Origin of the sequence: Glutamicibacter sp. NPDC087661, from assembly GCF_044743275.1 — a bacterium.
GTDB lineage: Bacteria > Actinomycetota > Actinomycetes > Actinomycetales > Micrococcaceae > Glutamicibacter.
Map to the genome: position 1 here is coordinate 701514 of NZ_JBIUWE010000001.1, position 20207 is coordinate 721720.

13 protein-coding genes and 1 tRNA gene are annotated in these 20207 nt (G+C 64.1%); 12 read left to right on the top strand and 2 right to left on the bottom strand.

Translation table 11 applies throughout. From position 1 onward, the window contains the following. The first annotated feature begins 147 nt into the window (after positions 1-147). The 3 genes from gltB to pyk all read left to right on the top strand — a co-directional run bounded on the left by gltB (position 148) and on the right by pyk (position 7827). Positions 148-4767 carry a glutamate synthase large subunit gene (gltB, locus tag ACIOTN_RS03350; protein WP_402734783.1) on the top strand — a complete coding sequence of 1540 codons (4620 nt, stop codon included), beginning with the start codon at positions 148-150 and terminating at the stop codon, positions 4765-4767. Further along, positions 4760-6229: a glutamate synthase subunit beta gene (locus ACIOTN_RS03355; RefSeq protein ID WP_105656705.1), complete on the top strand. Its 1470-nt coding sequence runs from the start codon at positions 4760-4762 to the stop codon at positions 6227-6229. The genes gltB and ACIOTN_RS03355 overlap by 8 nt, the downstream gene beginning before the upstream one ends. 86 nt (positions 6230-6315) lie before the next feature. Beyond that, positions 6316-7827 (top strand): pyruvate kinase, encoded by a 1512-nt coding sequence (gene pyk, locus ACIOTN_RS03360; protein WP_133834232.1) that lies wholly within the window; start codon positions 6316-6318, stop codon positions 7825-7827. A 182-nt stretch (positions 7828-8009) separates the two neighbouring features. Here the strand turns inward: pyk and ACIOTN_RS03365 are convergent. Beyond that, positions 8010-8094, bottom strand: a tRNA-Leu gene (locus tag ACIOTN_RS03365). 189 nt (positions 8095-8283) lie between these two features. Here ACIOTN_RS03365 and ACIOTN_RS03370 point away from each other — a divergent pair. From ACIOTN_RS03370 to ACIOTN_RS03385, 4 genes are all read left to right on the top strand, one after another. Continuing rightward, positions 8284-8901 carry an ANTAR domain-containing response regulator gene (locus ACIOTN_RS03370; RefSeq protein ID WP_105656703.1) on the top strand — a complete coding sequence of 206 codons (618 nt, stop codon included), beginning with the start codon at positions 8284-8286 and terminating at the stop codon, positions 8899-8901. A gap of 290 nt (positions 8902-9191) precedes the next feature. Further along, a complete protein-coding gene (locus ACIOTN_RS03375) occupies positions 9192-10424 on the top strand; it encodes an inorganic phosphate transporter (protein ID WP_105656702.1) in 1233 nt (410 codons plus the stop codon). Further along, positions 10421-10669 (top strand): hypothetical protein, encoded by a 249-nt coding sequence (locus ACIOTN_RS03380; RefSeq protein WP_105656701.1) that lies wholly within the window; start codon positions 10421-10423, stop codon positions 10667-10669. Before ACIOTN_RS03375 ends, ACIOTN_RS03380 begins: the two co-directional genes overlap by 4 nt. Positions 10670-10763: 94 nt before the next feature. After that, positions 10764-11309, top strand: a complete 546-nt coding sequence (locus ACIOTN_RS03385; protein ID WP_105656700.1) for a dihydrofolate reductase family protein — start codon at positions 10764-10766, stop codon at positions 11307-11309. An 84-nt stretch (positions 11310-11393) separates the two neighbouring features. Here the strand turns inward: ACIOTN_RS03385 and ACIOTN_RS03390 are convergent, their stop codons facing one another. Continuing rightward, complete coding sequence (locus ACIOTN_RS03390) at positions 11394-11879, bottom strand: hotdog fold thioesterase (RefSeq protein ID WP_402734784.1); 486 nt, start codon at positions 11877-11879, stop codon at positions 11394-11396. Positions 11880-11964: 85 nt separating this feature from the next. On the opposite strand from ACIOTN_RS03390, the gene polA reads away from it, so the two are divergent. The 5 genes from polA (at position 11965) to ACIOTN_RS03415 (ending at position 20196) form a co-directional block, all read left to right on the top strand. Then, positions 11965-14577, top strand: coding sequence for a DNA polymerase I (gene polA / locus ACIOTN_RS03395; protein ID WP_286172237.1), 2613 nt, complete (start codon positions 11965-11967; stop codon positions 14575-14577). Between the two features lie 67 nt (positions 14578-14644). Beyond that, on the top strand, positions 14645-15562 hold the full coding sequence (locus ACIOTN_RS03400) for a polysaccharide deacetylase family protein (protein WP_332502769.1): 918 nt from the start codon (positions 14645-14647) through the stop codon (positions 15560-15562). A gap of 69 nt (positions 15563-15631) precedes the next feature. Next, positions 15632-16945 (top strand): GNAT family N-acetyltransferase, encoded by a 1314-nt coding sequence (locus tag ACIOTN_RS03405; RefSeq protein ID WP_166650792.1) that lies wholly within the window; start codon positions 15632-15634, stop codon positions 16943-16945. Between the two features lie 218 nt (positions 16946-17163). Then, entirely contained in the window at positions 17164-18639 is a 1476-nt protein-coding gene (gene rpsA, locus ACIOTN_RS03410; RefSeq protein ID WP_013349277.1) for a 30S ribosomal protein S1, read from the top strand. A gap of 246 nt (positions 18640-18885) precedes the next feature. Then, the gene (locus ACIOTN_RS03415) at positions 18886-20196 is read left to right on the top strand and encodes a hypothetical protein (protein WP_402734785.1); all 1311 of its coding nucleotides are present in this window, start codon (positions 18886-18888) and stop codon (positions 20194-20196) included. The last annotated feature ends 11 nt before the right edge of the window (positions 20197-20207 follow it).

The window sequence follows — 20207 nt, forward strand, 5'->3', positions numbered from 1 at the left end:
TCGATGCGCAAGCAGACCCCGCTTAGCACTGTCGAAAAGTTTCAGCTAGATGAAACATCCAGGCGGCCGGAAGCCCTTGCCAAGAATAAGCCCTTTACCGGGGGCTGCCGCGCGCCTATCCTGCATGAACCACAGAAAGGCACGCTCATGAGCATGACCGGAGTCCAGATGAACGCCTCGCCAGGTTTTGGCGAGGAGGTCCCCTCGCCCTACACCCGTTTTTCCGCGCTGCCTGGCGCGCAGGGTCTGTATGACCCAGCGGCCGAAAAGGATGCCTGCGGCCTGGCGATGATCGCGTCCCTGAAGAACGATGCCAGCCACGAGATCGTCGCCCACGCGCTGACCGCCCTGCGCCGGCTTGAGCACCGCGGCGCCATCGGGGCCGATGAAGGCACCGGCGACGGCGCCGGCATCCTGCTGCATCTGCCCGACGCCTTCCTGCGCAGCGTCACCGCATTCGATCTTCCCGCCGCCGGCTCCTACGCCGTGGGCATGGGCTTCCTCCCGGCCGACGCCGGCGAACGTGCCTTCGCCCAGGAAGAACTGGAAACCATGGCCGCCGAGGAGAACCTGGCGGTGCTCGGCTGGCGCGAGGTACCGGTTGATTCCGACGTGCTCGGCGCCTCGGCCCGCAAGGTGATGCCGTACATCGCCCAGATCTTCATCGGCGCCCACGCTGGCGCCCCGGCCGCCACCCGCCGCGAGCTGGACGCCGCCGCCTGGCGCATCCGCCGCCGCGCGCACAACAAGATGGGCGTGTACTTCGCCTCGTTCTCCTCGCAGTCCATCGTCTACAAGGGCATGGTCTCCACCGCGCAGCTCGAGCCGTTCTACCCGGACCTGTCCGACGCCCGCTTCACCAGCCGCTGCGCGATCGTGCACTCGCGCTTCTCCACCAACACCTTCCCGTCGTGGCCGCTGGCCCAGCCTTTCCGCACCATCGCGCACAACGGCGAGATCAACACCGTCAAGGGCAACCGCAACTGGATGCGCGCCCGCCAGTCGACCCTGGAATCCGAGCTGCTCGGCGAGGTGCCCGAAGAACTGTTCCCGATCTGCACCGCCGGCGCCTCGGACTCGGCCTCCTTCGACGAGGTCGCCGAAATGCTCATGCTCTCGGGCCGCAACGTGACCGAGACCATCATGATGATGATCCCGCAGCCGTGGGAAAACGACGATCAGATGGACGCGGACCTGCGCGCCTTCTACCAGTACCAGTCCATGCTCATCGAGCCGTGGGATGGCCCCGCCGCCGTCTGCTTCACCGATGGCGCGATGGCCGGCGCGGTGCTGGACCGCAATGGCCTGCGCCCAGCCCGCTGGTGGGTCACCGACGACGGCCTGGTGGTCCTGGCCAGCGAGGTCGGCGTGATCGACGTCGACGAAGAGCACATCGTGAAGAAGGGCCGTGTCGCCCCGGGCAAGATGTTCGCCGTGGACCTGGACGCCCAGCGTATTGTCGAGGACGCCGAGATCAAGGCCGAAGTGGCCGCCGCCAAGCCATGGCGCGAATGGGTTTCGCAGAACCTGAAGACGCTGGCCGACTTCCCGGACCTGGAGCACGTGCGCCACAACTCCGCCTCCGTGGCCCTGCGCCAGCTGACCTTCGGCTACACCACCGAGGAGCTGCGCGTGCTGCTCGCTCCCATGGCCGCCACCGGTGCCGAACCGCTGGCCGCCATGGGCACCGACACCCCGATTGCCGCCCTGGCTGACCGGGCGCGCCTGCTGTTCGACTACTTCACCCAGTCCTTCGCCCAGGTCACCAACCCGCCGCTGGATGCAATCCGCGAAGAGCTGGTCACCTCGATGGGCACCGCGATCGGCCCCGACGGCAACCTGCTGTCCCTGGACCGTGTCCCGCAAACCCAGATCGCGCTGGACTACCCGGTGCTGACCAACGACCAGCTGGCCAAGATCGTGCACCTGCGCGACGAATCCGGGGCCAAGTACTCGCTGAAGGTGCGCGGCCTGTACCGCCCGGCCGGCGGCGAATCCGAGCTGCGCGCCCGCCTGCAGGAAATCTGCGAGAAGGTTTCCGCCGCGGTGAACCGCGGGGTGCGCTACATCGTGCTCTCGGACCGCGATTCCTCCGCGGCCTGGGCGCCGATCCCGTCGCTGCTGCTGACTTCCGCGGTGCACCACCACCTGCTCAAGAGCTCCAACCGCACCCGCGTTTCGCTGATCATCGAGTCCGGCGACGCCCGCGAAGTGCACCACATCGCCCTGCTCATCGGCTACGGCGCCAGCGCCATCAACCCCTACCTCGCCCTGGAATCGGTCGAGCAGATGGCCGAGAACGGCGAGCTGCCCGGAGTTGACGGGCACCAGGCCAGCAGCAACCTGATCAAGGCGCTGGGCAAGGGAGTGCTGAAGATCATGTCCAAGATGGGCATCTCCACGGTCTCCAGCTACTGCGGCGCGCAGACCTTCGAGGCCGTGGGCCTGTCCCAGCGCGTGGTCGACCAGTACTTCACCGGCACCGCCACCAAGCTCTCGGGCATCGAGCTGGATGTGGTGGCCGCCGAGGCCGCCGCCCGCCATGCCCGCGCCTACCCGGAGATCGACGGCGGCGCCCAGCCGCTGGAACTGGAAACCGGGGGAGAGTACCAGTGGCGCCGCGAAGGCCCGCCGCACCTGTTCAACCCGGAAACCGTCTTCCGCCTGCAGCACTCCACCCGCACCCGCCGCTACGACGTGTTCAAGGAGTACACCAAGGCCGTCGACGACCAGGCCGCACAGCTCAAGACCCTGCGCGGGCTGCTGAAGTTCAAGACCGAGGGGATCACCCCGATCGCCATCGACGAGGTGGAGCCGGTCAGCTCCATCGTGAAGCGCTTCGCCACCGGCGCGATGAGCTACGGCTCGATTTCGGCCGAGGCCCACGAAACCCTGGCCATCGCGATGAACCAGCTGGGCGCGAAGTCCAACACCGGCGAAGGCGGCGAGGATCCGGAGCGGCTGCTCGATCCGGTGCGCCGCAGCGCGGTCAAGCAGATCGCCTCGGGCCGCTTCGGGGTGACCAGCTTGTACCTGGCCAACGCCGATGACATCCAGATCAAGATGGCCCAGGGCGCCAAGCCCGGCGAAGGCGGCCAGCTGATGAGCGCCAAGCTCTACCCCTGGATCGCCAAGACTCGCCACTCCACCCCGGGTGTCGGGCTGATCTCCCCGCCGCCGCACCACGACATCTACTCGATCGAGGACCTGGCCCAGCTGATCCACGACGCGAAGTGCGCCAACCCTTCCGCCCGCGTGCACGTGAAGCTGGTCTCCGAGTCCGGCATCGGCACCGTCGCGGCCGGCGTGGCCAAGGCCAAGGCCGACGTCGTGCTGATTTCCGGGCACGATGGCGGCACCGGCGCCTCGCCGATGAATTCGCTGAAGCATGCCGGCACCCCGTGGGAAATCGGCTTGGCCGAAGCGCAGCAGACGCTGATCCTCAACGGGTTGCGCGACCGCGTCACCGTGCAGGTCGATGGCCAGCTGAAAACCGGGCGCGACGTGCTGATCGGCGCCCTGCTGGGTGCCGAGGAATTCGGCTTCGCCACCGCCCCGCTGGTGGTCTCGGGCTGCATCATGATGCGCGTGTGCCACCTGGACACCTGCCCGGTGGGCGTGGCCACGCAGAATCCTGCGCTGCGCGAACGCTTCACCGGCAAGGCCGAGTTCGTGGTGAACTTCTTCGAGTTCATCGCCCAGGAGGTGCGCGAGCTGCTCGCCTCGCTGGGGGCGCGCACCCTGGACGAGGTGATCGGCAAGGTCGAACTGCTCCAGGCCGATCCCGCCCAGTTCGCCGCGCACGACAAGGTCTCCGGGCTGGCGCTGGATGCGATCACCCACGTGCCGGATACCGAGCTGGCGGCGCGCCGCCGCCGCATCGGCCAGGACCACGGGCTGGACACGCACCTGGACCAGCAGCTGCTCGCCGCGGCCGGACCGGCGCTGGCTGACCGCCTGCCGGTCAGCATCGACGCGGCGATCGTGAATACCGACCGCTCCACCGGCACGCTGCTGGGCCACCATGTGACCAAGACCTTCGGGCTGCAGACCCTGGAGCGGGACACCATCAAGGTGAACCTCTCGGGCCGCGCCGGCCAGTCGCTGGGCGCCTTCCTTCCCGAGGGCATTACGCTCAAGCTCTCGGGCGACGCGAATGACTACGTCGGCAAGGGATTGTCCGGCGGCCGGATCGCGATCCACCCGCCGCACACCACCCTGTCCAAACCCGAGGAGCAGGTCATCGCCGGCAACGTGGTCGGCTACGGCGCCACCAGCGGGGAGCTGTTCATCAACGGCATGGTCGGCGAACGCTTCGCGGTGCGCAACTCCGGGGCCACGATTGTCACCGAAGGCATCGGCGAGCACGGCTGCGAGTACATGACCGGGGGACAGGTGGTGATCCTGGGAGCCACCGGCCGCAACTTCGGCGCCGGGTTCTCTGGCGGCGTGGCCTGGGTGCTGGACTTCGATGCAGCCAAGCTGAACCCGCTGGCTGCCGGGCAGTCGGACCTGCTGGTAGCGCCGATTACCGATGCCGAAGCCGAACGCATCCACGAGCTGCTCACCGAGCACATCGCATTGACCGCATCCCCGCTGGCCTCCCGCCTGCTGCTGGACTGGGAACGAACCCGCAGCCGGCTGACCAGCATCACCCCGCGCGACTTCGCCGCCGTGCAGCAGCTGCGCAGCGACGCAGTAGCCAACGGGCAGAACCCGGATTCGCCGCAGGTATGGAACAAGATTTTGGAGGTGACCCGTGGCTGATCCACGTGGATTCCTGAAGGTGACCGAACGTGTCACCCAGCCCAAGCGCCCGGTGCCGGTGCGCCTGATGGACTACAAGGAGGTCGTCGAGCGCCAGAAGTCCGGCATCCTGGAGGAGCAGGCCGGCCGTTGCATGGACTGCGGCGTCCCGTTCTGCCATTCGGGATGCCCGCTGGGCAACCTGATCCCGGAGTTCAACGACCTGGCCTACAGGGGCCGGATGGATGATGCGGCCGCCCGGCTGCTGAGCACCAACAATTTCCCGGAGCTCACCGGCAAGCTGTGCCCGGCCCCGTGCGAGTCCTCCTGCGTGCTGGGCATCAACCAGCCCGCGGTGACCATCAAGCAGGTCGAAGCCGAACTCGCTGGCCACCTGATGGACGCCGGCGACTTCGTGCCGCAGCCGCCTGCCCGCCACACCGAGCACCGCGTGGCGATCGTCGGTTCGGGGCCGGCCGGATTGGCAGCCGCCCAGCAGCTGACCCGTGCCGGGCACACCGTGGCCGTCTACGAGCGCGACGAAGCCATCGGCGGCCTGCTGCGCTTCGGCATCCCGGACTTCAAGCTGGAGAAGCAGGTCATCGACCTGCGCCTGGCCCAGATGGAAGCCGAAGGAACGATCTTCCGCACCGGCATCGAGATCGGCAAGGACATCTCCTGGAAGCAGCTGCGCCGCGACTACGACGCGGTCATCGTAGCCACCGGTGCCACGGTGCCGCGCGAGCTGCCGGTGCCGGGCAACAAGCTCGAGGGCGTGCACCATGCCATGGAGTTCCTCACCGAGAGCAACCGCGTGGTCGCCGGCCAGCTCGATGCCCCGCGCATCGATGCGGCGGGCAAGCACGTGATCGTGCTGGGCGGCGGAGACACCGGATCGGACTGCATCGGCACCGCCCTGCGCCAGGGAGCGGCGAGCGTCACGACGCTGGCCATCGGCCAGCAGCCGGGCACCGAGCGCCGCGAAGACCAGCCGTGGCCGATGATGCCGGTGCTTTTCGAGGTGCAGACCTCCCATGAGGAAGGCGGCGAGCGAACCTACCTGGCTTCGACCGTGAACTTCATCTCCGGCGAGGGAACTGAGCAAAACAAGGTGATCGGTGTTACAGTTGCAGAGACAGAATTTGTTGCTGGCAAGCGCCTCCCGAAGCCTGGAACCGAACGCGTAATCAAAGCGGATCTGGTTCTGCTTGCCCTCGGGTTCACCGGTCCGGAAGTTTCCGGATTGGACGAACAGGTCAGTATCGAATTCGACAACCGGGGCAACGTCGCCCGAGATGGCTACTACATGACGAACACCGAATCGGTATTCGTCGCCGGAGACGCCGGTCGGGGACAGTCGCTGATCGTGTGGGCTATCGCCGAAGGACGCGCTTGCGCGGCCGCGGTCGACAAGTTCCTCATGGGTTCGACTACCCTTCCTGCACCGGTTGCTCCAACCGATAGGGCCATCAGCATCATTTGAGTGACATAGGCTTGAATGCGGCGCACCCGGATGCCGGGTGGGCCGCATTTTGCCTATGTGAACATGAAAGGCATTTGGCTGACGGAATGAGACGCGCAAAGATTGTGGCAACCTGGGGCCCGGCCCTGGCAAGTTATGAAAATACTGTAGCGGTACTGAAGGCGGGCGTAGACGTAGCCCGCCTGAACATGAGCCATGGAGACCACTCCATGCACGCACAATCCCTGGCGAATGTGCGCAATGCGGCCGCGGAGATCGGCCGCGCGGTTGGCATCTTCGCCGACCTGCAGGGTCCGAAGATCCGCCTTGGCCGCTTCAAGGACAACGCCAAGTACATCCTCGAGGCTGGTGAGGAATTCACCATCACCATTGAGGACATCGAAGGTACCCGCAACCTGTGCTCCACCACCTTCAAGGGCCTTCCCACCGATGTCCAGCCGGGCGATTTCCTGCTGATCAACGATGGCAAGGTCAAGCTCAAGGCGCTGGCAGTTGACCAGACCTCGGTGCGTTCCGAGGTTGTCGTCGGAGGCGAGGTGTCCAATAACAAGGGCATCAACCTGCCAGGCGTCGCGGTGAACGTTCCCGCATTGAGCGAAAAGGACGAGGACGACCTGCGCTGGGCACTGCGTGCCGGCATCGACATGGTCGCACTGTCCTTCGTGCGCAATGCCGAGGACATCGAGCGCGTGCACGAGATCATGGACGAAGAAGGCCGACGCGTGCCGGTGATCGCCAAGATCGAGAAGCCGCAGGCCGTGGCCGCGCTGGAAGAAATCATCAATGCCTTCGACGCCATCATGGTCGCCCGCGGCGACTTGGGCGTGGAGCTGCCGCTGGAAGAAGTTCCGGTCGTGCAGAAGCGTGCCGTGGAGCTGGCACGCCGCTGGGCCAAGCCGGTCATCGTCGCCACCCAGGTGCTCGAATCGATGATCGAATCGCCGACCCCGACCCGCGCCGAGGCTTCGGACTGCGCCAATGCGGTGCTCGACGGCGCCGACGCGGTCATGCTCTCGGGGGAGACCTCCGTGGGCGCGTACCCGGTGGAAACTGTGGAGACCATGTCGCGCATCATCTCCTCGACCGAGCAGCACGGCCTGGATCGCATTCCCCGCTTGGGCTCCCAGCCGAAGACCCGCGGCGGCGCGATCACCCGTGCCGCGGTGGAGATCGCCGATCAGCTCGACGCGAAGTACATCGTCGCCTTCACCCAGTCCGGCGACTCGGCACGGCGCCTCTCGCGCCTGCGCCCGAAGAAGCCGGTCCTGGCTTTCACCCCGCTGCAGCAGACCTACAACATCATGACCCTGATGTGGGGTGTGCAGGCACGCCTGGTGGCCTACGCCGACCACACTGACAAGATGACCGCCCAGGTGGACGAGGCGCTGCTCTCCGAAGGCCTGGCGGAGCTCAACGACATCGTGTGCATCGCCGCCGGCTCCCCTCCGGGACAGGCGGGGTCCACCAACTCGCTGCGCGTGCACAAGGTCGGCGACCTCGCCGATGCCGGCCAGCTGGTCAATGGCAAGCCGATGCCTGCTCGCGAGAAGGTCGGTCCGTGGGCACCGGAAAACGTCTCCACGCCGAAAAACCTGTAGACGCTCTGTCGCGCACTAGCTGAGGCAAGAAAATCCGCCCTGCTCCAGAATTCTGGAGCAGGGCGGATTTTTTGCCTTGGCGCCCGCAAAGCACGATTGTGAACTCGAGCACGTGCCCTGTGGTTGCGCGCGCAAAAAAAGGCCGTTGAACCGGACAATTTCCGATCCAACGGCCTTCATGCTGGTGCCCAAGGTGGGACTCGAACCCACACATCTTTCGATACCGCATTTTGAGTGCGGCGCGTCTACCGATTCCGCCACTTGGGCTGGCACTTTGACTACTTTACTAGAGGTTTTCCAGATTTCCTAATCAGGAACCTCGCGTCTTCGCCTCAACAAGAGTACATGCCAGTAGGCTTAGATGTGAAACCGAGGCAACGTGGCTTCGCTGAACTGAAACCATCTAGATACTGCCCATTCAGCGGGCAGGATTTCTGACCATGGAGGAAGGCGCCAATGAGCGAACTACCTGAAATCACCCGCATCCCATCCGAGGTGCAATCCACTCCGCGTCGAGTGGTCGTTGCCGAGGATGAAACCCTGATCCGCTTGGATATCGTCGAAATTCTCCGTTCCGAAGGGTACGACGTCGTCGCCGAAGCCGACAACGGCCAGACCGCCCTGGAGAAGGCGCGCGAATTGAAGCCCGATCTGGTGCTCATGGACGTGAAGATGCCGGTCATGGATGGCATCACCGCCGCCGAAGCCATCGTCAAGGAACGCATCGCCCCGGTCGTCTTGCTGACCGCCTTCAGCCAGAAGGAACTGGTGGAGCGTGCCCGCGAAGCCGGTGCCATGGCCTACGTGGTCAAGCCGTTCACCCCGGCAGACCTCACTCCGGCCATCGAAATCGCGATTTCCCGCAATGACGAGCTGCGCGCGCTGGAGGAAGAAGTCAGCAACCTGGCCGAGCAGTTCGAAACCCGCAAGCTGGTTGATCGCGCCAAGTCGCTGCTCATCACCAAGATGGGCTTGACCGAGCCGGAAGCGTTCCGCTGGATCCAGAAGACCTCCATGGATCGCCGCCTGAGCATGCGCCAGGTTGCCGAGACGGTCGTCGACCAGGTCAAGTAGGGACCGCCAAGCACTGGATTGTGCGCCAAGCCACTTATGGTTTGGCGCACATTTTTTATGCCTGCGATGCGCCGATACCGCGCTTGGAGGCTAGTTAACCCTCTGGTAACCAGTTGTTCATCCGAGTTTTCCCCGGATGGGGTTGAAGTTCCGGATTGACGTACTGCGCCGTACGCCTAAGATGGAAATTGCGCTTAGAACGAAGTCCTGCACGCCAATGCCTTTCGCAGGATCCTATTTCTGGCCCGTTCTCTTTTTCCTTGCCGTTCGACCCCTCAGGCTGGTATTCAATGGATTTGACGCTTATCGTCGTCCTGGTCATTGCCTTGGCGTTGTTTTTCGACTTCACCAATGGTTTCCATGACACGGCCAATGCGATGGCCACCCCAATCGCAACCGGAGCAATTTCCCCTAAGAAGGCAGTTGCCCTCGCCGCAATTCTGAACCTGGTTGGCGCATTCCTCTCCACCGAGGTAGCGAAGACCATTTCAGGTGGCATCATCAACGAAGACCCGACCTCGGGCGTGGCTATTGGGCCGGCGATGATTTTCGCCGGCCTGATGGGCGCCGTGATCTGGAACCTGTTCACCTGGTTGCTGGGACTGCCTTCGAGCTCCTCCCACGCATTGTTCGGCGGCCTGGTAGGCGCCGCGATCGTCGGTGCAGGCTTCGCCTCGGTGAACTACAGCGTGCTGCTCTCCAAGGTGCTGCTTCCGGCCCTGTGCGCGCCGGTGATCGCCGGCATCTCCGCGTACCTGTGCACCAAGCTGGCCTACGCGATCACCAAGCGCGAGAATGGAGCGGCGCCCAAGCGCGGCGGCTTCCGCTACGGGCAGATCTTCTCTTCCTCGCTGGTCGCGCTGTCCCACGGCACTAACGATGCGCAGAAGACCATGGGCATCATCACCCTGACCCTGGTGGCTTCTGGCCTGCAGGATTCCGACTCCGGCGTGCAGTTCTGGGTTGTTGCCACCTGTGCCTTCGCCATCGCGCTGGGTACCTACACCGGCGGCTGGCGCATCATCGCCACCATGGGTTCGGGCCTGACCGACGTGAAGCCCGCGCAGGGCTTCGCAGCCGAGATGTCCACCGCTTCGGCGATCCTGACCTCCTCGCACCTGGGCTTCGCGCTGTCCACCACCCAGGTAGCCTCCGGCTCCGTGATCGGTTCGGGCATGGGCCGCAAGGGCGGCGAAGTCCGCTGGGGCACCGCAGGACGCATCGCGTTGGGCTGGCTGTTCACCCTGCCAGCAGCCGCGGCCGTTGGCGGCGTGGCCGCAGCGATCACCCACCTGGGCACCATCGGCATCGTGATCGTCGCGATCGCCGGCACCGGCGCCATGCTGACCATCTGGTTCCTCTCGCGCAAGCAGCCGCATGACCACGAGTCGAACATTTCCGACATCGATAACTCGGGCGCAGCGGTGAACATCCTGACCAAGAAGGAACGCCGTGCCAAGGCCAAGGCGGAAGCCAAGCTGGCCAAGGCTGCCGCAGCGCAGAAGGAAGCCGATAATTCATGATTGACTGGACAGCCTTTCTCATCGTCGCCGCCATCACCTGGTTTTCCGCGATGGCGATCGTGGCGGCCTACTCCTTCGGCGTCCGCCTGCTGGCAGTTGCCAAGGACGAGGGCCGCAACCAGAGCCTGAGCAATGCCGGAGCCTACGCTTGCTTCGCGATTTGCGGCCTGATCGTCCTCTTCGGCGTGGTGCTGATCGTGCCGCAGCTGAGCGAAGCGATCCTGGGCTTCTCCTCGAGCCACTAGGAACTGCTCGCGGCTGCGGGTGGATCCGACACGATTTTCGGGTCCCTCGACAACTTGATATTGCCTTCGATGGAGGCACCCCTAGACTGGAGCCATGACTAGCTTCAAGTACTACGTGGGTGCCTCCATCGATGGTTTTATCGCCGATCGCAGCGGAAGCGTCCAATGGTTCATCCCCTATGCCACGCAGCCGGGAGTGAAAAAGCATTTCGACGAGTTCTTCGGGAGCGTCGGCGCCGTAGTGATCGGTGGCAAGACCTACGAGAACATCGTCCGTGATGCTGCCGAGGGAACCGTGCCGTGGGTGTTCGGCGAGAAGCCGGTGTGGGTCTTCACACACCATGAACTGCCGACACTGCCCGGAGCGGACCTGACCTTCATCCGCGGTGAGGTGGGCTTCTGGAGCCGGGACATCGCCCAGAGCGCAGGGGCCGGGGACGTGTGGGTGGTTGGCGGTGCCGACCTGGCTGGAGCGTTCGTCGAAGCCGATGCGCTCGATGAGCTGCTTCTGGTCACCGTTCCGGAGGTGCTGGGCGACGGGGCCAATATCTTTGGCCGCGGGATCAGCACGCAGCTCTCGGCCCTGGGGATCACCGAGCTCGGCGCGGATATCTTCCTCTCGCGCTACGCGATCGGCTAAACGGCCAAGGGGACCAGCCGGCCAGGGCCAGCGCTCCGGAAAAGCCGGATCCGCCGCGCTTGGCGCGAACGGCGCCTGCGGGGATCAGTTTTCGACCGGCAGCAGCATATTGGTGATGCGAGCGGTCGCGACACGCTGGCCCTGCTCATTGCTGATCACGATCTCATGGCAGGTGCTGCTGCGGCCCAGATGCACCGGCGTGCATACCCCGGTGACCAGCCCGGTGCGCCCGGCCTTGTGGTGGGTGATGTTCAAATCCACGCCGACCGGGTTGGCCCGGCCGGCACCGTGCAGCGCAGCGGCCATCGAACCGAGGGTTTCGGCAAGTGCCGCCGAAGCGCCGCCATGCAGGATGCCGTAGACCTGGGTGTTGCCCGCCACCGGCATGGTGGCGGCAACGCGCTGGGGTTCGAACCCGGTGAAGATGATTTCCAGTTTCTCCACGAGTTCGCCCACGCCATTGTGCAGCAGGTAGGGCCACATGGATTCGGGAATGCCGTGGCGGGCCAGCTGCGCGGCAAACGAATGTGCCGAAGATTGCGTGGTTCGAGAAGTGAAATTGTCGCTCATGGCAACTAGGCTTTCAGGTGTGAGCGAAACTACCAAACCGACTGCCTCGTCGGACAAGAGACTGCTGATTATTGACGGACACTCCATGGCCTTCCGCGCGTTCTATGCGCTGCCTGCAGAGAACTTCGCAACAAGCACCGGCCAGCACACCAATGCCGTGCACGGATTCGTATCGATGCTGCTGACGATGATCCGCCAGCAAAAGCCCACCCACGTTGCGGTGGCCTTCGACTTGGACACCCCGACTTTCCGCTCGCTGGAGTACACCGAGTACAAGGGCGGACGCAATAAGACGCCCGAAGAGTTCTACGGGCAGATCGATCTGATCCAGGAAGTCATGAAGGCGATGAACATCCCTTCGATCACCCTGGAGAGTTTCGAGGCCGATGACATCCTGGCCACGCTGGCCACCCAGGGCGAAGAGGCCGGTTTCAACGTGCTGGTGGTGTCCGGCGACCGCGACGCCTTCCAGCTGATCACCGACAAGACCCTGGTGCTGTACCCGAAGAAGGGCATCAGCGATATCCCGCCGATGGATGCCGCAGCGGTGGAAGCCAAGTACTTCGTGCGTCCCGAGCGCTACTCGGATTTGGCGGCTCTGGTCGGCGAAACCGCGGATAACTTGCCCGGTGTGCCAGGTGTGGGGCCGAAGACCGCCGCCAAATGGATCAACCTCTACGGGGACCTGGCTGGCATCCTGGAGAATGTGGAGAACATCAAGGGCAAGGTCGGCGAGTCGCTGCGCGAGCACGTGGACAACGTGACCCGCAACCGCCGGTTGAACCAGCTCAAGCACGACCTGGAACTCCCGGTCACGCTCGATCAGATGGAACTCGAAGCCCCGAACCGCGAAGAGATCGAGAACCTGTTCGACGCGCTGGAATTCAACACCCTGCGCAAGCGCCTGTTCGACCTGTTTGCAGCCCAGGAAGAGGAAGCGGCACCCGAAGTTGCCGAATTCTCCCGGGTGCTCGGCGCCGATGCCGACGCACTGGACGGATTCATCGGGGCCGGGAAGGGCGCGCCGATCGCAATCCAGCCTGCTGCGGTTGACGGCGAAGCCGTGGGTCTGGCCCTTTTCCGCGGGTCGGAAGCCCTCTGGCTGGAACTGGCCGAACTCGATGAAGCCACCGAAGGCGTGCTTGCGCAGTTCCTGGCCGATGAGAACGCGCCGAAGCTCTTCCACGATGCCAAGGCCGCCATGCACCTGCTCATCGAGCGCGGGCTGCGGATCGCCGGCATCAAGGACGACACCTTGATCAGCGCCTACCTGATCCAGCCCGATCGCCGCAGCCACGACCTGGTGGACGTGGTGCAGTACCACCTGAAGTACGCCGTGCCGGTGCATCAGGCCAAGAAGGGCGAACTGGATCTGGGGCTCACTTCGGATCTTGCCGAGCCAACGTTGGCCCAGGCGCAGGCCATCCACGACCTCTCCGCCTACCTGGCTACCAAGCTGGCCGAGAAGCACGCGGACAAACTGGCTGCCGAGATGGAGCTGCCGCTGATTCCGGTGCTCTTCGAGATGGAACGCGCCGGCGTGGCAGTGGACGTGGATCGCCTGAACGAACTGCGTGCCCACTTCACCGAGCAGGTGGACCAGGCCACCAACGACGCGTTCGCCGCGATCGGCCACGAAGTCAACCTCTCCAGCCCGAAGCAGCTGCAGGTGGTGTTGTTCGAAGAGCTGGATCTGCCGCGCACCAAGAAGATCAAGACCGGTTTCACCACCGATGCCGAGTCGCTGCAGGATCTGCTGGTCAAGACCGGGCACCCGTTCCTGGTCGCGCTGATGGCCTACCGCGACGCGATCAAGCTGCGCCAGACCGTGGACGGCCTGCTCAAGGCCACCCACGATGATGGCCGGATCCACACCACCTATGCGCAGACCGTGGCCGCGACCGGGCGCCTCTCCAGCCTGAACCCGAACCTGCAGAACATCCCGGTGCGTTCGGAAGAGGGCCGTCGCATCCGCGACGTCTTCATGGTCGGGGCCGGCTACCAGAGCCTGCTGACAGTGGACTACTCGCAGATCGAAATGCGCATCATGGCGCACCTCTCCGAAGACGAGGGGCTGATCGAGGCCTACCAGAACGGCGAGGACCTGCACCGCTATGTCGGTTCGCGCGTGTTCAACGTCGAGCCGGACGAGGTCACCTCGGAGATGCGCTCGAAGGTCAAGGCGATGAGCTACGGCCTGGCCTATGGGCTGAGCAGCTTCGGGCTGTCCAAGCAGCTGAAGATCGGCGTGGACGAGGCCCGCAAGCTGATGAAGGACTACTTCGACCGCTTCGGTGCCGTGCGCACCTACCTGCGTTCGGTCGTCGACCAGGCCCGCAAGGATGGCTACACCGAAACCATTTTCGGACGCCGCCGCTACCTGCCGGAGCTGAACAGCTCGGATCGCCGGCTGCGCGACATCGCCGAGCGTGCCGCGTTGAACGCCCCGATCCAGGGTTCGGCCGCCGACCTGGTGAAGGTGGCCATGCTGCGCATCGATGAGGGACTGCGCGCTGGGCAGTACAAGTCCCGGATGCTGCTGCAGGTCCATGACGAACTCATCCTGGAGATCGCCGAGGGGGAGCTGGAAGCAGTGCAGGAGCTGGTGACCCGCGAAATGGGACAGGCCGCAGATCTGCTGGTGCCGCTGGATGTCCAGCCGGGCATCGGCCGGACCTGGCACGACGCCGCGCACTAGGGGCAGCAATCGAAAGGGGCAGGGGCACCGCGGGTGTTCCTGCCCCTTTCGGCAGGATCGAATGGGCTTGGGGAAAGAGACGAACTTGGAGCACTACTCGCGCCGTTGGGCGCTGAAAACCGGAAGCCTGGGGCTGGGGGCGCTGGCCGCCGCGCTGGTCTCCGGTTGCAGTACCGGCGGACCGGCGGAACGAGCCGGGTCCGCGGCGGCCTCGGCAACGGCGAGTCCTTCGCCCACCGCCACTGCTTCACCCCGGCCTACCGCCAGCCTCCAGACGGTGTATCCGAGCCGGAGCCAGGTCATGGAAAAGTTCAAGAATGTTCCTGCAGGGCAGTTCGGGCTGGAAGTCCCGGGCATCGAGCTGGGCCTGCCCAAGGGCAATGCCGCCGCGGCGTTGACCTTCGATGCCTGCGGGGGACCCCGGGGCTCGGGGGTGGATGGGGCCCTGCTGGACGCCTTGCGTGCCAAGCAGGTGCCCGCGACCCTCTTCGTGAACGAACGCTGGGCACGCGCCAACGCGCCGCTGATGGCCGAGCTGGCCAGCGACGAGCTGTTCGAGATCGCCAACCACGGAACCAGCCACGCCCCGCTGGCCACTTCGGGGCAGGCAGCCTACGGCATCGGGGGCACGGAGTCGATCGGCCAGGCCTACGACGAGGTGATGGGCAACCAGCGGTATCTTGCCGACCAATTCGGCATCACCGCGAAATTCTTCCGCTCCGGCACCGCCCATATGGACGAAGCCGGCGCGGCAATGTGCCGGGACCTGGGCGTGGTGCCGATGAACTTCACCGTCAACCTGGACGCCGGGGCGACCTTTGGCGCGCAAGCCGTGGCCGCCCAGGTCCGCCAGCTGGCCGCCGGGGACGTCGGCATCGGGCACTTCAACCAGCCCGCCTCGGGTACTGCCAAGGGCGTGGCGCTCGGGCTGGGGCAGGTGCTGGATTCCGGCCTGCGGTTCACCACGCTCTCCGCTGCCTGGTGAATGCACCCCTTGCGCCGGCCGGACAGGCGCATAGACTGTGATCAGCCGATTTCCTCGCCAAGGAGCACGATGAGACCAGAGACCCCGCCGCAGCTGGAAACCCGGACCTGCCAGGCTGCGATCCGCAGTCCGGAACTCGACGAATCGATCAAGCTGTTCCATCAGGCCACCGGGATCGGCTTCTACGAGCAGCTGCCCGAAGAGCCCAATTGGACGCACTACCTGGACCTGACTTATGCGCAGAAAATGCGCTTCTCCCTGGTGTTCGATCAGCAGGCCGAACCGCACTCGCGCCATGCAACCTACCCGGTGCACACCTATGGAGCATTCCCCGGGCTGCTCAATGCCGGCGGCGAGGCGCCGGTGGCAACGCACAAGATCTCCGCGGTCACCGTCGCGCCGAGCTATCGGCGCCGCGGCATCCTGTCCAGGCAAATCACCGCCGACCTGGCCTATGCCCAGCAGGCGGGTTTCCCTATTGCGGCTTTGACCGCGTCGGAAGCGACGATCTACGGGCGGTACGGCTTCGAGCCAGCTACCTACCAAAGCCGATTCACGCTCAAGTGCGCCCACGGGGTGAAGCTGCGCGTGCAGGTTCCCGGCCGGGTGGTGGATGCCGATCCGCAGCATTTCGGGCCCGGCTATGCCGCGCTGGCCGTGCGCGCGCTCGAGCAGACCTTCGGCTCCGTGGACAGCACCGAGTTCGACAATGGCTTTGCCCTGGGCCGCTGGGACACCTGGGAGACCCTGGAAAAGCCGAAGAACCTGCGTTTTGCCGCCTACTACGATGACGCTGGCCAGCTCGGCGGATTCGCCACCTACAAGTTCGGCGGCTGGGATGAGCCCAAGGCGAAGCTGGTGGTGCATAAGCTGGTGGCCACCAGCGACGCCGCGCGCATCAAGCTCTTCGAGTACCTGGGCAACCATGATCTGGTCGAAGAAGTGCATGGCCAAGGCCCGGTGGCCGATCCACTGCGCCAGGTGCTGGAGAACGTGCGGGACTACCACGTGCGTTCCATTGACGATGTGCTGTGGCTGCGCGTGCTCGATGTTGTTGCCGCCTTCCAAGCGCGCGGCTACCAGCGCGATGCCCGGCTGCTATTGAGCGTGAGCGACCGGCTGGAGCTGATCTCCGGAACCTACCTCTTCGAGGTGTCCGATTCCCGCGCCACGGTGAGCCGGATCGAGGACGGGCAGGCCGACTCCGGGCTGCCGCGCGTGGCGCTTTCGGAGCGGGAGCTGGCTGGACTGTACCTGGGCACCGTGCAGCTGGACCAATTGCTGGATTCGGGACGCGCCGAACTGGTCGGCGGGGGAGCTGCGGGGGACTGGGTTCACTTGTTCAGCGTGGCTCGCGAGGGTTTCACGCCGCACGGTTTCTAGTGGGACGGGTCGCATTATCCGGTTGATATGACGAAGTTCACAAAATGCTGGCGAGGATGTTAGCGGGTTACGCTTTGACCCGCGGTGTGCTAGGCGCGTAGACTTGAACAGCGTGCCATGGCTTCGTCATGTCCGCATTCATGTTCTACCCCCTTCGAAATTCCGGGACTTCCGGGGTTTCGACTGATCAAATCTATCCACATCGGAGTCCCTACTACATGACCATCACCTCGAACGAGAACAACAGCGCACCAGTCGTCGCAATCAACGACATTGGATCTGCTGAGGACTTCTTGGCCGCAGTCGACGCCACCATCAAGTACTTCAACGATGGTGACCTCGTCGAAGGCACCGTCGTCAAGGTTGACCACGACGAAGTTCTGCTCGACATCGGTTACAAGACCGAAGGTGTCATCCCTTCCCGCGAGCTTTCCATCAAGCACGACGTTGACCCAGGTGAAGTTGTCACCGTTGGCGACAGCGTCGAAGCCTTGGTCCTGACCAAGGAAGACAAGGAAGGCCGCCTGATCCTGTCCAAGAAGCGTGCGCAGTACGAGCGCGCTTGGGGCGACATCGAAAAGATCAAGGAAGAGGACGGCGTCGTTACCGGTACCGTCATCGAGGTTGTCAAGGGTGGCCTCATCCTGGACATCGGCCTGCGTGGCTTCCTGCCAGCATCGCTCGTCGAGATGCGCCGTGTGCGCGACCTGGCTCCATACATCGGCCAGGAAATCGAAGCCAAGATCATCGAGCTGGACAAGAACCGCAACAACGTTGTGCTTTCCCGCCGTGCATGGCTCGAGCAGACCCAGTCCGAGGTTCGCTCGACCTTCCTCAACAAGCTGGAAAAGGGCCAGGTTCGTCCGGGCGTTGTTTCCTCCATCGTCAACTTCGGTGCATTCGTGGACCTGGGCGGCGTAGACGGCCTGGTACACGTTTCCGAGCTGTCCTGGAAGCACATCGACCACCCATCCGAGGTTGTCGAGGTTGGCCAGGAAGTAACCGTAGAGGTTCTGGAAGTCGATCTGGACCGCGAGCGCGTTTCCCTGTCGCTGAAGGCTACCCAGGAAGATCCTTGGCAGACCTTCGCCCGCACCCACGCACTGGGTCAGGTTGTACCGGGCAAGGTTACCAAGCTGGTTCCATTCGGTGCGTTCGTACGCGTCGAAGACGGCATCGAAGGCCTGGTTCACATCTCCGAGCTTGCAGTTCGCCACGTTGAACTGGCTGAGCAGGTTGTCTCCGTTGGCGACGAACTGTTCGTCAAGGTCATCGACATCGACCTGGAGCGCCGCCGCATCTCGCTGTCGCTCAAGCAGGCTAACGAAGGTGTTGACCCAGAGGGCACCGAGTTCGACCCAGCACTCTACGGCATGGCTGCAGAGTACGACGAGGCCGGCAACTACAAGTACCCAGAGGGCTTCGACCCAGAGTCGAACGAATGGCTCGAGGGCTTCGACACCCAGCGCGCTGCATGGGAAGCACAGTACGCTGCTGCCCAGGAGCGTTGGGAAGCACACAAGAAGCAGGTTGTTGCCGCTATCGCTGCCGACGCAGAAGCAGAGCCTGCTGCTGCCGGTGGTTCCGAGCCAGCTCCAGCTTCGTACTCCTCGGAGGCACCAGCCACCGATGCAGGCACCCTGGCTTCGGACGAAGCACTGGCTGCACTGCGCGAGAAGCTGACCGGCAACTAATTCCGGCTTCTGCCTCGTGCAGAGATCGTGATTAGCTCTAGCTGATTCACGAAGGTCCAACCCTGCAAGGGTTGGGCCTTCGTTGTTTAACTGGTTTTTTGCTTGCCGGCATGGCTGGCACGTCATTATTTCTGCTGACATCCGCCGGACAGGAATAGCTCCGAAGAAGCACTGCTCTTAATACTTGCTGAGGTTAGACTAAAAGTGCACCGATCAGGTGGACTCACTAACGGCAGGTAGTAGCACATGGCAACGACAGGAAATTCGCCGGCAGACTATGCGGCAGGCCCAACTGCCGGACAGCAGATCCCGGTGCGCCAGGTCAGCCACGAGGAGTGGGAGACTGTACCGCGCACTATTCCCAATTTCTGGGTTGCCGCAGCGACCTGGCTTCCGCTGGTTGCACTGGTGGTCCTCGTCCGTTCGGATCTTCTGCATTCCCCGTACCTGGACAAGGGCATCATGGACATCCTCTCCTTCTCCATGGTCGCTACCGTCCTGGCCATGATCTTTGGCGGCGGACGGCAATCACCCTGGATGGGCTTGGGCGTAGCCGCCGGAATCTATTTCCTGCTGGCTCCGGCCGGGGACCTGCAAAGGATCCTGATGCTGGCGCTGGGCTATTTCCTGCTGCTCGCACTGTCCGTAGATCTCATGGACGCACGGTTTCGACGCCTGCTGAGAACCTGGAAGCGTGAAGCCTCAGGAGGCATCGCCTTGGCACCGGGGCAAGAGAGCGATTTTGGAATCACCAAGCAAATGTCGCCCATGGTATGGAAGCTTGCGGTAGGAGCACTGATCTACCCGCTGCTCCGGCTGGGCTGGGAACTGGTCAGCACGGAAGTTCATTCGCTGCATGACTTGGATGAAGGCTACCGCCTTGACGTGTACGCCGCGGCCGTCCTGCTGGGCATCAGCCTGCTGCTGAGCATGCTGCGCTGGATGCGCTTGAAATCGATGGGACTTTTCGCACTCGAAGTTCCAGCGGACCACCGAATTGGTCCAACGTCATTGCGGGCCTATGGCAACGCGATCCTCATCGAAACGGAAGAAACCGGGGCCTGCCTGTGCCGCAACGACGACAAGAACGGATCCAAGCAGAAATTTGAGGATCCGCGATTCATTTTCTGCTCAGAGGTGTGCCCGGTGCACGGGGTGCATGCGGTCAACCAGCGCTCGGCCGAAGAGTTCCTGGGCATCGCCTCCCAGCCCTGGGTCTATGGGGAGAACCTGAATGGGAAACTGCTAGAGGCAACCGGCCAGCGCTTGGTCATTGCAGGGCTCAGCGGCTGGGGCTCACGCCCGGTCGCGGTGCGCGTTTCATGGCTCTACGGTGGAGGGAAGCAGGCCAGCGCCTACTACGTCCCGGCATCGGCACGCGAGCCTCTGGCCAGAACCAAGCGCCGCCTGGCGGTTCTGACCCCTGCCGGTGATTCGGTTACGGCTGATACTTTCGAGAATAATGAGCGGGGCGAGATCGACCGGATCGACCTTCGTCCATTGGGGATCAACGCCCAAGCCGTCCGCGTGCACGGTGGACGCCCTTTCTTGATCTAGCCGGATGGCGC